The 14,952-nt window shown below is 66.9% G+C and carries 12 protein-coding genes and 2 pseudogenes; 8 read left to right on the top strand and 6 right to left on the bottom strand.

Features of this window, described 5'->3' with window-relative positions:
* Nucleotides 1-197: 197 nt before the first annotated feature.
* The 4 genes from B0E54_RS03140 (at nucleotide 198) to B0E54_RS03125 (ending at nucleotide 4,873) form a co-directional block, all read left to right on the top strand.
* Nucleotides 198-482 (top strand): hypothetical protein, encoded by a 285-nt coding sequence (locus tag B0E54_RS03140; RefSeq protein ID WP_234581703.1) that lies wholly within the window; start codon nucleotides 198-200, stop codon nucleotides 480-482.
* Nucleotides 483-958: 476 nt separating this feature from the next.
* Nucleotides 959-2,035: a hypothetical protein gene (locus tag B0E54_RS03135; RefSeq protein WP_234581702.1), complete on the top strand. Its 1,077-nt coding sequence runs from the start codon at nucleotides 959-961 to the stop codon at nucleotides 2,033-2,035.
* Nucleotides 2,036-2,174: 139 nt separating this feature from the next.
* Nucleotides 2,175-3,806: a hypothetical protein gene (locus B0E54_RS03130; RefSeq protein ID WP_234581701.1), complete on the top strand. Its 1,632-nt coding sequence runs from the start codon at nucleotides 2,175-2,177 to the stop codon at nucleotides 3,804-3,806.
* Entirely contained in the window at nucleotides 3,803-4,873 is a 1,071-nt protein-coding gene (locus B0E54_RS03125) for a hypothetical protein (RefSeq protein WP_234581700.1), read from the top strand. The genes B0E54_RS03130 and B0E54_RS03125 overlap by 4 nt, the downstream gene beginning before the upstream one ends.
* 262 nt (nucleotides 4,874-5,135) lie before the next feature.
* Here the strand turns inward: B0E54_RS03125 and B0E54_RS32685 are convergent.
* Nucleotides 5,136-5,270 (bottom strand): annotated as a pseudogene (locus B0E54_RS32685) (aldo/keto reductase); the annotation flags it as partial.
* 64 nt (nucleotides 5,271-5,334) lie between these two features.
* Here B0E54_RS32685 and B0E54_RS03115 point away from each other — a divergent pair.
* Both B0E54_RS03115 and B0E54_RS03110 read left to right on the top strand, forming a co-directional pair.
* Nucleotides 5,335-5,448, top strand: a pseudogene (locus B0E54_RS03115) (SMI1/KNR4 family protein); the annotation flags it as partial.
* 139 nt (nucleotides 5,449-5,587) lie between these two features.
* Nucleotides 5,588-6,691, top strand: a complete 1,104-nt coding sequence (locus B0E54_RS03110; protein ID WP_234581699.1) for an aromatic acid exporter family protein — start codon at nucleotides 5,588-5,590, stop codon at nucleotides 6,689-6,691.
* A gap of 88 nt (nucleotides 6,692-6,779) precedes the next feature.
* Here the strand turns inward: B0E54_RS03110 and B0E54_RS03105 are convergent, their stop codons facing one another.
* Nucleotides 6,780-7,283, bottom strand: a complete 504-nt coding sequence (locus B0E54_RS03105; RefSeq protein ID WP_234581698.1) for a DUF1772 domain-containing protein — start codon at nucleotides 7,281-7,283, stop codon at nucleotides 6,780-6,782.
* The gene (locus B0E54_RS03100; protein ID WP_234581697.1) at nucleotides 7,280-8,137 is read right to left on the bottom strand and encodes an NmrA family NAD(P)-binding protein; all 858 of its coding nucleotides are present in this window, start codon (nucleotides 8,135-8,137) and stop codon (nucleotides 7,280-7,282) included. The genes B0E54_RS03105 and B0E54_RS03100 overlap by 4 nt, the downstream gene beginning before the upstream one ends.
* 103 nt (nucleotides 8,138-8,240) lie before the next feature.
* Here B0E54_RS03100 and B0E54_RS03095 point away from each other — a divergent pair, with 103 nt between their 5' ends.
* Nucleotides 8,241-9,200 carry an AraC family transcriptional regulator gene (locus B0E54_RS03095; RefSeq protein WP_234581696.1) on the top strand — a complete coding sequence of 320 codons (960 nt, stop codon included), beginning with the start codon at nucleotides 8,241-8,243 and terminating at the stop codon, nucleotides 9,198-9,200.
* Between the two features lie 105 nt (nucleotides 9,201-9,305).
* Here the strand turns inward: B0E54_RS03095 and B0E54_RS03090 are convergent, their stop codons facing one another.
* Both B0E54_RS03090 and B0E54_RS03085 read right to left on the bottom strand, forming a co-directional pair.
* Nucleotides 9,306-9,602, bottom strand: coding sequence for a helix-turn-helix domain-containing protein (locus tag B0E54_RS03090; RefSeq protein ID WP_234581695.1), 297 nt, complete (start codon nucleotides 9,600-9,602; stop codon nucleotides 9,306-9,308).
* A 660-nt stretch (nucleotides 9,603-10,262) separates the two neighbouring features.
* The gene (locus tag B0E54_RS03085) at nucleotides 10,263-11,300 is read right to left on the bottom strand and encodes an acyl-CoA desaturase (protein ID WP_234581694.1); all 1,038 of its coding nucleotides are present in this window, start codon (nucleotides 11,298-11,300) and stop codon (nucleotides 10,263-10,265) included.
* A gap of 557 nt (nucleotides 11,301-11,857) precedes the next feature.
* Here B0E54_RS03085 and B0E54_RS03080 point away from each other — a divergent pair.
* A complete protein-coding gene (locus B0E54_RS03080; RefSeq protein ID WP_234581693.1) occupies nucleotides 11,858-14,167 on the top strand; it encodes a hypothetical protein in 2,310 nt (769 codons plus the stop codon).
* Between the two features lie 348 nt (nucleotides 14,168-14,515).
* Here the strand turns inward: B0E54_RS03080 and B0E54_RS03075 are convergent, their stop codons facing one another.
* Nucleotides 14,516-14,878, bottom strand: coding sequence for a VOC family protein (locus B0E54_RS03075; RefSeq protein ID WP_234581692.1), 363 nt, complete (start codon nucleotides 14,876-14,878; stop codon nucleotides 14,516-14,518).
* Nucleotides 14,879-14,952 lie beyond the last annotated feature (74 nt).

Raw genomic sequence — 14,952 nt, 5'->3', positions numbered from 1 at the left:
GGGGCCAGCCCTGTCGAGCCGAGCCCCGCGTAGATCAGCACACGATGTGCACTTCGCTGTCGCCGAAGAGGTCACCACTCAGGAAGCCCTTCTCACAGGGTTGCCGGTGGATGCGGTTCATAGGACGGCCGCTGCCTCCTGACATCGATCCTTGCCGCACAGGGCCATGCTGGGAGCACTGAGGGAAGGGGACGGAGATGGGAAAAGACGACGGCGTCACGGTAGGAACGCTGCTGATCCTCGAGTACGAGCGACTTAAGGAGGAACAAAAGGTCCGGATCGGCTTCCGGGACAACCTGCTCTACGTCACGCTGGCGGCGATGGCGGCGATCATCGGACCGACCCTTCAGACGCGTGGGCATGCCAACCTGTTGCTGCTCCTTCCGCCGGCAGCGGTCGACTCGGCTGGACCTACCTGGTCAACGACGAGAAGATCTCTGCCATCGGCCGGTACGTACGACACCACCTGGCTCCTAGTCTAGGCGCACTGACAGTTGGTGACGCCAAGCTCATCTTTGCTTGGGAATCAGCCCATCGACGTGACGGGCGCCGCCAGTCTCGCAAGTACCTGCAACTGATGGCAGACCTCATGGTGTTCTGCTTCTCGCCCCTCACCGCGATAACGGTATATTTCAGTCTCGGCCCATGGCGGATCCCATTCGTGGCCGTCGCGTTGGCGGAAATCGTCCTAGTGATCGTGTTGGCGGCACAGATCGTCACGTATGCCGACCTCGGCCGGGATGGGAGCGGTACAGCGGAGGACAGTGAAGGTTCTTCTGGGTCCTCCGATCGGCTGAGATCACCGTGATCTTTCGTCGGATCGTGGTGTCGACACGCGACACTCGGCTTGTCGCCACCCGGGCAGTCCGCTACGTTGCATCCGTCATCACCGATGCCAGGTCCAGCGGCGCGGAGCATTGGCAGCGACCTATTAGACCTACGGAAGTAGGGACGTCGGGTGCGGGAAGAGCGAGTTCCAGAGCGGTTCGGAGTGATGCAGGTCAGGCAACTTCTGCCGATCCTGCGCTCCCATCGTTATGACCCGGTTCTGCTCGACTTCTCGGACTGCCGGGACGTCGCCCCGCTCGCGTTGATTCACCTGATCGCTGCGGTCCGCGCGCGCTCGCTGCTCGGACTGATCACTACCTTCCGACTACCCAGCAGCCCTGCAGCCCGGTGGCGCCTCCAGGAATGGGGGTTCGCGGCAGCACTGGAGAGGGCGGCAAACGCACCGATTCGGCTGCTCGTCACCATGGAAGACATCCCTCACCTGGACGCTCCTCGCCCCTCGCCCCGACTCCCGCTGGGCGGGGCCGCCCGTCAGGTTCTCCAGTTCCTGCAGACTGAAGGGCTGTTCGGGCTCATAAGTTATCCGCTTGGGTTGCCCGACGTCGCAATAGATATGGCAAACGCGGAGATAGCACGTTGGAGTTCTCCCCTCGCGCTGGCCCTGTTCGAGCGGAGCCTGAAAGGCGATCCGCAAGACGTGGCGCGGGTCCTCGTGCAGGAGTTGGTGATCAACCTTTCTCACCGTAAAAACGCGCACATGACGGTCATCGCATCTGAAATGCACCTCCCGGAAAATAGGGCCGACGTGGAGGACGGGCAACTCGTCATCGCTGCCTGGGATGACGGTGAACCAATGACGGCCGGCGGGGATATGGAAACCGATCCGCTGGATGTTTTCCCCTCTGTCGTACTACGCCCGATGGACCCGGCAAAGTCCTACACACTGCGGCTTCCTGAAATTCCCGCGGCAGTACGGCGGCTCATCGCGGCGGTCCGCCCGCGACGGCAGGACGGCAGCTACCCGGAGTCGTACCGCAGGCCACGGAGTGAGCTGCCGCTCCTGCTCGATCATGTGGTGAACAAGTTTGCGGGCACGCTAACGCTGAGCTGCGCCGGTACGGCGGTGCGACTGCGGAGCGACCCATTGGGGGAGGCAAGCTTCATGGCGCAGATCGTCCCGGACGCTCTCGAAAATACTGGCAACCTGATCGTTATGGAACTCCCGGCCTATGCCTCCAGCTGGTAGGCCGATTATTCCGGTCGTTGTCACGCTGGGACGGGCGACCACGGAGGAGGTCTCTCCAAAGCGATTGAGCTTCTGCGCTTGGCTGGCCGGGAGGCTCATCGCTCCGGCGCAAGCTCCAGCGACCGCCACGACCGTTCCCATGACCTTGCAAGCCTTCCAGGGCGAGGCGAGCAGTATCGAGGGCCTAATCGAGGCCGCTTGCATCCTCCCGTCGCACCTCGATCCCATCCTTGTCCTCGACTTCTCGGTGAGCAATCCCTTCCACGTTCGGCCCGAGCTGCTTTATCACGCTGGTCACGTGCTGGGTAGCCTGCTCGCCACAGGTCGCATCGCACATGCCGTGGTGCTACTGCCGATATCGAAGAAGCCAACCTCCGGCACGCCAGACATCGGCAACCAGGAGTTGGAGATTCTCAGCTCGATGCAGCGGTGGCGCGAAGGCCATCGGATCATGGGATCCTTGGTCGTGATGGGCGCGGACGCGGTGCAGTGGCGGTTGTCCGAGACAGGAGGCTTCGCTTCCCGCACCAAAAACCCGACTCCGGACGAGTACTACGACCGACTGCAGGATTTGACGGAGTCCGTGGAGGAGAGACTCAAACGCAAAGCTCTCAGGCGTATGGGACATTTCCAGTTCGGCACCAACAGCGACGCACACTGCACCCGTTACTTCTTCGACGCGTCCTTGGCGGTGGACGAGGTGGCCGACCTCGTAGTCGAGTTCATCCGGCAGCAGCGGCTGGCGGACTCTCTCACCGTTGTTTATTCCCACCAAAGTCGCTCGCCATGGTTGACCGAGGCCGGCTGGATTATCGCCGGAAGGCTGGGCAAAATTCACAAACCGCTACCCCCTGGCCCCGACGTCTCTCCCGGCAATGTAGTGGCCGGCACCGGTGTTCTCCTTCTGGACCTGGTCAGCACCGGCGAGACGGCGAAGGACCTGATCAGCGCGCTGAGCCGCCACGGTGCCATGCTGCATCCGACGGTCATTTCGGTGTTCGGCGGGAAGGACCAACGACTTTATGTCGAGGACTTGCAGTTGGTCGCCCGGTCCCTTCACCGAGTCAATCGCGAGTTGTCACCGCGATCGACGTGTCCCCAGTGTCGGGCAAAGCTTGGCTTTACACATCCTCATGTCGAGGGCGCGGTCGGACTACGCGCCTACGACTTCTGGACGATGCTGCTGCTGCACGATTGGGTAGAAGAAAAGTACGGTCCAGAGAACGCTGAGCGGATTCGGCTCGTGCCGGACTTCGAGCACATCTTCGAAGAGTTCGGCGACTGGATCGCGTACAAGATTGACAAGTTGATCAAATATCATCTGGGTGCGATGCCGGAAGAGGTCGTCTTCGTGTCCCCTGACGAACCGGGCATGCGAGCGTTGACACAGGTGCTCAAGCGGTGGCTCGGCGACCGACCGGTATCGGTTGCCGTTCCTCGGCCCGCATTGAACGGGGCGGAACGCTCGGAGAAAGACTCCCGCGACGCAGCTCCCCTGGCCGAGGACGCGTTGACCAAACCGAGGGAGCCCTCGGACACAGCCAAATGGCGAGGCCAACTCTCGGCACTGTCCAAGGATGCAGCGGTGTACATGCTTGACGAGTTCAACGGTTCGGGGACCACCGCCCATGCCATGCGTCGTCTCCTAGCGGAAGTGGGAGTCGAAGCGAAGGCGTACGTCCCATTCCTCAACCGCGATCCCGACTTCACCCTGCCCGAGGTGCCGGTTCTGCCATTGTACGAAATCCCGAGGCCAAGGCGGTTTTCGTGACCGACGTACCTCCTCCCGGCCCAGAACATGCCCTTGACCGGTGCCGCGCCATCGTGCACCACCTCGAAGCAGCACTCCGGGCTGAGATACCACTCGAGGCCGAGAAGATCGCGCTCATCATGGCCGACTACGGGGCAGCACGCCGAGGAGTCGACGAACGGGATCGGGAGGCCCTCGACCGGTCACTGCTCCATCTGTTCGCGCCGATAAGCGCCTGGAGCGACGGGAGACCCGAGTTGGTACCGATCCGGACCGACGTCGCCATCGTCACGGTGATCAGCGAAGAACTCGATGCGACTTTGCGCGCGTTCGACCTGGACGCGGCGAGTTTCACCCAGCCCGTGGGCAGCAACCGCCGCTTTTACGAGACCGAGCTGCGGACGTCGCGGGCGGGCCGACCCATCTCGGTCGTGGTCAGCTCTTCCGTACGCTCTGGGAACCCTGACGTCGGTCCGGTGATCAGCGAATTGAGGACGCACTACAACCCCTCGGTGTGGCTCCTGGTAGGGGTGGCCGGCGGCCACCGGGACCATGTCGGGCTGGGCAGTGTGGTCCTCCCCGAGTGGGTTCACTACTACGAGCCGGGCCGGGTGACGGACCAGGAGGTCCAAAGCAGGAACAAGCCTGTGGAGATCGCCGAATCCATGTTCATGAACTTCCGTTACTACCGACCGATCCAGTCCGGCTTTTACGAACGAATAGCGGATTTCATCAGCGCACTCGGTCCTGGCGAGAAACCGGAAGGTCTGGACGTGGCGTTCAGGCCCGAGGTCATCACCCGCAACATCGTCATTGGGAGTGGCGAACTCGCCGTGCGCAGCCAGGAGTTCATGGACGACCTGTATCGGCACAACGCGGCCATCAAGGCCGTCGACCAGGAGTCATATGGGTTCGGGGCCAACCTGCGGGATCAGCACTGGGCAGTCGTACGCGGAATCAGCGACTTCGGACGAAGTGACGAGTCCATGAGCCAGGACTCCTGGAAGTTCGCCGCTGCGGGTTTCGCCGCTGTACTCGTCCGAAATTTTCTGGAGACACAGTTCGTCCTGCCACGCAGGCCGTCCTAACCGCCCGGCGTAGCCAACGAGCTGGGCTTGCTGCTCGTGACGGCCCGGCCGGTTCTGCCCAGAGGGCTGGTTCCGATGTTCGTGACCGCGTCTGTCGACGGCGAAGGGCGATGGAGACCGCGTCGGTGGTGTTGGTGATCTGGACGGGGGCCTCGCTGGTTGGGGTCGGTGGCCGTGGCCGCGCCCGGCGTCCGGGCGGCGCGTTCAGCCTGGGAAGGCCCACCTTGGTCGCGAGGATGACCTTGTCGCGGTGCCCCTTCAGGGCCCTGCCCACGATCTCCTCCGAGTCGCCGTAGGCATCGGCGGTGTCGACGAGGTTGATCCCCGCGTCCAGCGCCCTGTGGATGACCTTGATCGAGTCGGCAGGGTCGGGGTTCCCGATCACCGTGGCGAACATCAGCGTGCCGAGCGCGTACGGGCTGACCTCGATGCCCGTCCGGCCCAGGGTGCGGCACTGCATGAGCGTCGTACACGTCGACCAGGAGTGGGACTACCAGATCACCGTCATCGCCCCCGACTTCGGGACGTTGGTGGGCGGTCTCGTCGACGCGGCCGAGTTTGACGGAGACGACTGACCGCGCGTCACCGGCCTCCCGTCCCGAGTGCCGCCCACCACCTGACGATTGAGCAGGTCACGGGCGGGGTAGTGCCCGTCCTCGCGGAAGATCAATCGGCGGCCGTCCCCGGTCCGCTGGGGCGGAAGGGGTGTCACCGGTGCGGACGTGGGGGCGCGACGCCGTCGCGCGGTTGCGGGGCGACGGGGTGACCGTGATCGAGCTGACCGCCGCCGCGGTGATCGCCTGGCTCGTGGCAGCGGTGGTGATCGGTCACCCGGACCCGTTCTACGCCCCGACCGCCGCGCTCGTCGTGCTCGGTGAGTCCCGCGGGCGACGGCTGCGGCAGACCGTCGAGATCCTGCTCGCCGTGGCCGCCGCCGTGCTCGTCGCGGAGCTGCTGGTGTACGCGCTGGGCCCGGGCACCGGCACGGTCCTGCTGGTGCTGGTACTGACCACCACGACGCTCGTGGTGATCGGTGCCCGCCGTGCCCTGGTCGTGCAGGCCACCGTCTCAGCCATGTACCTGGTGGTGGTCGCCGCGCCGCACGGGACGCTGATGCCGTTCCGCTTCATCGACGCGCTCATCGGCGGCGCGGTGGCGTTGGCCGCCAGCCAGCTGAGGGCCGCCCGCGACCCGCTGGCGCCGCTGGTGTCGCAGGCCCGGCGCAGCTACACCGACCTGGCCGACCTGCTCGATGAGGTGAACGCGGCGCTGCAGAGCTGCGACGAAGATGCCGCCCGCGCCGCGCTGGACCAGGCCCGGCAGGTGGACGACTGCGTCGCCCAGTTGCAGACCGCCGTGCTCGCCACCGGTGAGACGCTGCGGCTGGGGCTGCGCCGCCGGCACCTGGGCAAGCTCGCCGACGTGGAAGCGACGCTGCGGCAGCTCGACTACGCCGCCCGCAACATCCGGGTGCTGGCCCGGGCCAGTGCGACCCTGACCCGCCGGCACACCGCCACACCGCCGGAGCTGGCCGCCGCGATCGGCGCGCTGACCGCCGCCGTACGGTCGGCCGGGGAGGCGCTGGCCAGCGACCTCAGCGGCGTCGACGCCGACCGGCACGCGCACCACGCCGACGCGGCGGCCCTGGAAGCGGTCCGGATCGCCGCGGGCCTGCTCCGGTCCGATCCGCCGCTGCCGGTCACCATGATCGTCGGGCAGATCCGGGCGACCGCCATCGACCTGCTGCGCGGCGTCGGCCATGACGACATGACGGTGCTGGACCGGGTGGACGAGGCGCTCGGCCTGAGCCGGGCGTGACACCTGTCGTCCGGCCCGGAGATAGCAATCCGCGCCACGACGTGATGCCGAGTCACAGCGTCCACCCTGCCAGCACCGGACGGCGACGTCATCGGGACGTGCCCGAGAGGTAGATCCCGAGACCAGCCAGCAGCAGGCTGATCAGGCTGGCACCGGCGCGTACCGAGTTCCACGACGTCCAGGCGGACGAGTAGGAGGCCCACACCCGGGCCGCCTCCGCAGGATCGGTCGGCACGCCTGCGGCGTCGAGGTTCTCGTTCATCGGCACGTTGACGACCACCGTCGGGATGAACGCGCCCACCAGGTACACCGCCGTGGCCATCAGGAACAGCACACCCGCCGACCGCTGCCCGAGGATCAACAGCAACACACCGGTCACCGTGGCGGCGACGAGCGGGCCGAAGAACGTGACGAAGAACAGCGGATTCTGGATCCTCTGGTTGATGCTCGTCATGGCCGGGATCGCGGTACCGGGGGCGACGGCGTTCAGACCGGGCATCACCGCCACCGAAAAAGCGTAGTAGACACCGGTGATCGCACCCGTGACCACCACTGTCGCCGCCGCCGACCAGGCAGCCACTGTGGCGTTCATGCCCGGCCTCCAGCGGGTGACGTGTCCCATGCGCCAGCGGCGGCGGCTTCCCGGGCAGAGTCGGTGAAGTCGCGCGGCCTGCGGCCCAGCGCCCGTTGCACACCATCGGCGAGCTGCGCATTGCGGCCGTCCAACACCTTGCCGAACAGCTCGGTCAGCACCGCCACGAGCTCCGCCGGCACGTCGTACCCGGCCATCACGGCGGCGTACTCCTCGGACGAAACCGATCGGTAGCGGATCTCCCGTCCGAGCGCGTCGCCGATCTCCGAGGTCGCCTCGGCGAAGGTGAGAAGCCGCGGGCCGGTCACCTCGTAGAGCTGCCCCGCGTGCCCGTCGTCGGTCAGCGCCGCGACCACGATGTCGGCGATGTCGCGGGCGTCGACGAACGGCTCCGGCACGTTCCCGGCCGGGAGGGTGACCTGGCCGCCGCGTATCGAGTCGGTCAGGAAGTCCTCGCTGAAGTTCTGGTTGAACCAGCTCGCCCGCACGATCGTCCAGGCCACTCCGGAGTCCTGGACGATCCGCTCGCTGAGCGTGGCCTCCTCCTCGCCCCGGCCGGAAAGCAGAACCAGCCGTTCGATCCCGCCGGACACCGCCTGTTCGGTGAACGAGCGGATCGTCGCGACGGCGTCCGGCGCGGCCAGGTCCGGGTAGTACACCAGGTAGACCGACGAAACCCCGTCCAGTACGGGTGCCCAGGTGCGCTGGTCGGTCCAGTCGAACGGCGGCTCGCCGGAGCGGGAGCCGACCCGCACCGGCCGGTCGAGTGTGGCGAGCCGGTCCACCACCCGGCGGCCGGTCTTGCCGGTGCCGCCCAGTACGAGGATTGGCTGCTCATCAACGGTGTTCGTCATGCCAACCAGTCAATTCGAGGGCGAGCGCGCCGGGAATGGGCGAGACTCTCGATCGCATGTGCCGGCGTCTCGACGGTCCACGTCGCAGGGCTAACCTGAGCGCATGGATGCGCTCGCGGGGCTGCTGGACGGGCCGAGGGCGCACGGTGCGTTCCTGATGCGGTCGGTGTTCGATCCACCCTGGTCGGTACGGATCCAGGATCGCGCGCCCCTCACCCTTGTCACCATGCTGCGCGGCACAGCGTGGGTGGTGCCGGACCAGGGCGCTGCGGTGCCGCTACGCCCCGGCGACGTCGCGATCATCCGTGGCCCGGAGCCGTACACGATCGCCGACGACCCGGCCACGGCGCCGCAGGCGGTCATTCATCCCGGTGAGCACAGCACCACGCCCACCGGGGACGCGTTGTGCGACGTGATGGACCTGGGTATCCGGACCTGGGGCGAACGCGCCGACGGGGCGGCGGTGCTGCTCAGTGGCACGTACCAGTTGCAGGGCGAGGTCAGCCAACGGCTGCTGCGGGTCCTGCCCCATCTCCTGGTGCTGCCGGCCGGAGCACTGGACAGCCCGCTCATCCCGTTGCTCGACGACGAGATGACCAAGGACGAGCCGGGGCAGGATGTGGTCCTGGACCGGCTGCTCGACCTCCTGCTCATCGCCGTACTCCGGGCCTGGTTCTCCCGGCCGGAGGCGGCGGCGCCCGCCTGGTACCGAGCGCACGGCGACCCGGTGGTCGGCAGGGCGTTGCGCCTGCTGCACGACCACCCGGCAGAGCCGTGGACGGTGGCCACCCTCGCGGCCGGCACCGGTACCTCGCGGGCGGTGCTGGCCCGCCGGTTCACCGAGCTGGTCGGCGAGCCGCCGATGGCGTACCTCACCAACTGGCGGCTCGCGCTGGCCGCCGACCTGTTGCGCGAACCGGACGCCACCGTCGCCGCGGTGGCCCGCCAGGTCGGTTACGGCAGCTCATTCGCACTCAGCGCGGCCTTCAAACGGGTACGCGGTCTCAGCCCGGCCGAACACCGGCAGGCCGTCGGGTCACCTGACCTCACTCCAGTGGGATGACCGTGCCGACGCGGGCCGTGTGCACCATCCGTGGCGCCCACGTCGTCCGTACCGCCCCTGCCAATGGTCGGGCGCTACACGCCGCCCGCCGGTTCGCCGCGCACGCTATTGCTTCTCGTTCTGCCGGAGGGCTTCCTCGAGTTGGTCTTCGAGAATGATGATCCGGCAGGCGGCCTCCAGGGCGGTGCCCTGATCCACCATCTCCCGCGCCCGGGCGGCCAGGCGCAGCTGGTAGCGGGAGTAGCGGCGGTGCCCGCCGCTGGAGCGGTGCGGATTGATCAGTTTCGCCTCGTCCAGGCGACGCAGGAAGTCCTGCGTGGCGCCGAGCATCTCCGCGGCCTGGCCGATGGTGTAGGCCGGGTAGTTCTCATCGCCGAACATGTCCTCGGGGTTTTGCCCCATGTCACCTCCACGTCGAGGGCCCCGGCGCATAAGCGCCGGGGCCCAGGGTTACGGGTCAGAACACCATCTTCCGACAGAAACGTCGGCTTGTCGTATCCGCACCAGCCGCCACTGACGGCATCGGGCGCGAGGATCGCATATGCGTGACCGGAGACCACCTCTCGTTCGATGGAAACTGCGGTGTCCGCCCGGCCTGACATGAAGGCCGACGGCGGGCGATCCAACGGTGTAAGGCCCTCCCTTTCCTCTGCTATTTCTTTCCCTTGCTGTCGTACGGTCCGCCGGCACCGGAGCCCACGCGACTTCATGGCCCCGACACGTGCGGCGCACATCAGCTGGAGCCCCGAAAGAGCCTTGGCCCCACCTGCAACCGGCGTGCGTCACGCCGTAACTCACGTGCTCCTACTACTTCTCGGGAGGAACGGTGAAGCATGTCCCTCTCCTCGCCGCCCGTCGTGATCCCACGGCCGGACAGCCCGTCTACGTCTTGACGGATCTTTCCTCTCGACTCGAAGAAGAGTATGCCACACCACGGAAGATATCTAGTCATCGGAACCTAGATTTCCTGACCGCCGGTCACCCACCCCGACCCCGACAGCCGTCTCGCGGCGGTGGCCTGGCCGGGCCTTGGTCGGTGACCAGGGCGTGCGCTGACCAGACTCAGCCGTTGCCCTGGCGGGTCGCTCCGGTCCCGATCGCCCGCAGGTGAGCCAGCCCTTGCGCCCAGGACTGGATCAGAGTGGTTTCGTGGTAGGCGATGCCATGTTCGGTGCAGAACTGGCGGATCAGCGGCTGGGCGTGGCGCAGGTTGGGTCGCGGCATGCTGGGGAACAGGTGATGTTCGATCTGGTAGTTCAGCCCGCCGAGGAGCGCGTCGAGGAGTCGACCACCACGTACGTTGCGGGAGGTGAGGACCTGTCGGCGCAGGTAGTCGAGGTCGTCGGCCTCGGTGAGGATGGGCATTCCCTTGTGGTTGGGTGCGAAGGAACTGCCCAGGTAGAGACCGAACAGGGCCTGGTTGACCAGGATGAACACGATCGCCTGCGGAACGCTCAGAACCAGGAACACGGCCCCGAGGTACGCGGCGAAGTGCAGGACGAGCAGGCCGGCCTCCACCGGTCGGTGCCGGAGCCCAGGACGGCTGATGATCGCCCGGACGCTGGCGCCGTGCAGGTGCACACCCTCCCCCAACAGCAGAGGGAAGAACAGTGCCGCCTGGTGCCGGACGAAGAGCGCCCGCAGGCCACGCTGCGTCGCAGCCTGGCCCGGAGTGAACGACAGCGGAGCCACCATGAGATCGGGGTCGCGGCCCTCGGTGTTCGGATGGGCGTGGTGACGGTTGTGCTTGTCGACCCACCATCCGAAACTGATCCCGGTCAGCAGGTTCGCACAGACGAGGCCGAGAACATCGTTGGCCCGACGGGATCGGAAGATCTGCCGGTGCCCGGCGTCGTGACCGACGAAGGCCAGCTGCCCGAGGAACATCGCCACGGCGGCCGCGACAGCCGTCTGCCACCACGACGGTCCGAGCCGGACGAACACCACGCCCAGGACGCCGAGACAACCCAGCACAAGCGCGATCCGCGTCGCGTAGCGCCAGGGCTGGCGGTCGAGGAGACCCGCGCCCCGGACCAGGCGAGACAGCTCGGCGTACGCACTGCCACGGTCACTGCGAGCGCCAAGATCCGCACTACTCACTCTCGCCCTCCTACAGGATGGCCGTTCAGGTCACGGGTCTGCCGACAGCCGCGAGGGGGCAGACATGCGACCCCTTCGCGACGCGACAGACATCGAGCAAGCGAACCGCCGCTTGACCGTCCCAGTCTTCCTCACAGCCGCCTCTCGCAGAAGGAAACGGCAGCTCACGCAACCATGGCGCAAGCATCGTTCACCTAGCCCACGCACCGGCGCCAGAAGGCATCCCAGCGCGCCCGAAGGGACTCGAGCCCCTGACCTTCTGATCCGCACTCGCGGCCGCCCTGCGAGCCCATCGGTGGGCCACCGTCGAAGCTGGTCCGAGGGCGATCGGTGCTGCGACCGGCGCTCACCGTACAGAAGGTAGCGAACTGTTCACCCTACGCTCTTGATTGATGTATCGAAGATCGGTTACATTCCTCGCGCGGCGGTTGACACGCGGGTGTCAACACGGGGCGTCGCGGGTGCGTTGCATGGCGACAAGCCTGTCCGCCTTGGGTCCGTTTGTCTGAGCGACCGTTTCACGGCGCGCTCGCAGCGGAAGGCGGAAATGGTCACCCATGATCCGAGCACAGCGCCTCATCTCCCTGTCGGCGGCGGCCCTCATGGCGCTGGCGGCCACGGTCTTCGTCGCCTCTGACGCCGGCCCCGCGTCCGCTGACCCGGCGCCGTCGCGCTACCCCTACAGCAACCGTGACGTCGGCTTCTCCGAGGTCGGCTGGGACTTCACCACGCCGGGCGGGATCGGCGACCATCTGGACCGCATGCAGGCGTTCGTCCCGGGCCGCACGCCGATCATCAGGGCATGGACCGACTTTCACACGTACGCGTTCAAAGATGCCACGGATGCGATCCAGATGAACTTCGACCACCTCGACCGGACAGTGATGGAGGCGCACCGCAAGGGCATGCGACCGCTCGTGACCCTGTTCGGTTCGCCCTCCTGGCTCAACGGCGGTCACTTCCCAACGGGGGACCCGACGCAGGATCCGCCGGAGACCTGGCTGCCGACGGACAGTGAGGGCTGGAAGACGCTCGTGGACCAGACGGTGCAGCACTACGGGCCGCCGCCGGGCTCCCCGCCCGGCACCCCGCCCATCGTCGACGCCTTCGAGATCTGGAACGAGCCGAACATCGACGGCTTCGGCAAGTACGACGGCGTGTACGGCGCCGACGGAGTCATCCGGCCGGGGGACGGGCGCTACGACACGGGCGCCGACGCGACCGCGACACTGGCCCGGTACTGGGAGCTGGTCAAGATCGCGTCCACGGAGATCCGCTCCACGTGCGGCCAATGTTATGTGCTGGCCGGTGGATCGGCGGGGCTCGGCGCGATTCACGGCGACGCGACGAGGTCGCCGTCGGCATGGCTGGACTGGGGGTACGCCCACGGTTACAAGGACACATTCGATGCGGTCGCCCATCATCCGTACTCCGAGATGAACGACGCCCCGGAAACGCCGAAGTGTGGCGCGCCCTGGGAGAACCTGTTCGGACCGCCGGCCGATGACACGCCCGGGCAGATCTGTGGTGAGCTCGCCGCGGTCCGCGACGTGATGGTGCGCAGGGACGACGCGGGCAAGAAAATCTGGGGCACCGAGTGGGGCTACGGGCTGACATCCACCAATCCCGCCTGGTGGTGGTCCATGAAACGGGACCAGATGGTCAAGGGCGTCCGGATGTGGCAGGCGCAGGACTACACCGGCCCTCTCGTCCTGTTCTCGTACCGCGACTCCAAAGGCAACCCGTACGGCATCGTCGAGGAGGAGGGCTTCGTCAAGAAGGACCTGGGGCTCTACGACGACCTGAGCCTGGCGTTCACCAACCCCGACCTGCGGGTGCCGTTCAAGTCGCAGAGCGGGATCGGCGGGTACGACCTGGCCGATCCCCGAGACCGGGTGGTGCCGTTCGACTACGAGCACACCGGCAAGCTCGACCACCTGCTGGTCTACCGGCCGGGCACCGGGATCGTGTACGTGCTGCGGCGAAAGGCGACGGTCGGCACCGAGCGGCCCAGCTTCGAGACGGTGTTCAGGTCCACGAACGGGATCGGCGGCTTCAATCTGAGCAGCACCAACGACCAGATCATCAGCTACGACTTCGCGCACACCGGCCGGCAGGACTACCTGGTGCTGTACCGGCCGGGTACGGGCGTCGTGTACGTCGTCGGCCACGCGTCGGACGGCAGCTTCTGGCCGGTGTACACCTCGACAAGCGGCATCGGCGGCTACGACCTGTCGTCGACGAAGGACCGGCTCGTGGCCTACGACCACGAGCACACCGGCAAGCTCGACCATCTTGTGGCGTACCGGCCCGGCGACAACGTGCTGTTCATCCTGCAGCACAGCGCCGCGGGGCCGTTCGAGACGGTCGTCGGGTCGCATCAGGGCATCGACGGCTTTGCCCTGACCAGCCCGAACGACCAGGTCATCGCCTACGACTATGCGCACACCGGCAAGCAGGACGCCCTGCTGCTGTACCGCCCCGGCGCCGGGCTGGTCACCATCGTCGGGCACGCGGCCGGCAACACCTTCTGGCCGCACCTGATCTCGTCCAGCGGCATCGCCGGCTACGACCTCGCCGACTCGCGGGACCGCATCGTCGCCTTCGACTACGCCCACACCGGCATGGCCGACCACCTCGCCGTCTACCGGCCCGGCACCGGCTACCTGGACGTGGTGCGGCACGACCCCGCCGACACGTACTCGGCGGTCCACGTCTCCCACCTGGGCGTCGGCAGCGTCGGCTGGTTCGACCTGCGCAACGCCCAGGACCGGATCGTCGCCTATGACTTCGGGCATACGGGCAGCGCGGACCATCTGCTGCTGTACCGGCCCGGCGGGCGTGCCGTCACCATCGGCACGCGATAGGACATGCCTGAGGACAGACCGGCGGCGGTGGGCCCCGGTGCGACCGGAGCCCACCGCCGCCCGAGCGTCAGGCGTTCGCCAGGTGCGGCTCAGCCGGGCGCTGCATGAACAGGCATCGGTCGGTTCGGGTGGTCATCCGATGGGCTGAGCCCAGGCGTCCGCGTGCCGGATGAACAGCCGCATCGGTAAATCGGGAAAGCACGCCCACGAGCACCGCGCCTTGTCAGCGGCAGAAGAGTGTGTCGACGGCTCCACGCTCTCGCGGCCGCTTGTGATCAGTGTGCAACGACGACAGTGCGTACGACGCCATCAGCAGGTTTCGGATGCTCGGTCGAAAGCCGAACCAGATCACACCTGGTAGTACTGCACGACGCAGAACTCGTTGTCCTCCGGGTCGGTCATGACGAGGACTGCGCCCTCGTGGTAGTCATGCCGTTCACCTGTCCACCGCCCGCCCAACATCCCGATCCGATCGACCGCTTCGTCAACGTCGGTAACGGCGATGTCGAGGTGTAGTCGCGTCTTGCCGGCCTTGGGCTCCGGGACCGGCTGGAATGTCAGCACCGGGCCGTCCCCGGCGACAGTGACGCGCCGCCAGCCGGGAAGAGACTCCGTCACGCGTCCTCCAAGCACCACGGACCAGAAGTCAGCCAGTCGCTGCGGATCCCGGCAGTCGACCGTGACTCCGGCAAGTCGGCCCAGTGTCTCCACGACACCGACCATAGCGACGACGTGGCGCCCGCTTCGCTGGGGCGCACCCATCTCGGCAGATTCAGAAGTCGCCG

It is taken from the genome of Micromonospora sp. MH99 (assembly GCF_021442385.1).
In the GTDB taxonomy this organism is placed as follows: Bacteria; Actinomycetota; Actinomycetes; order Mycobacteriales; family Micromonosporaceae; genus Micromonospora.
Note: the sequence above shows the minus strand (reverse complement) of the source record. Positions and strands in the feature narration are given on the sequence as shown.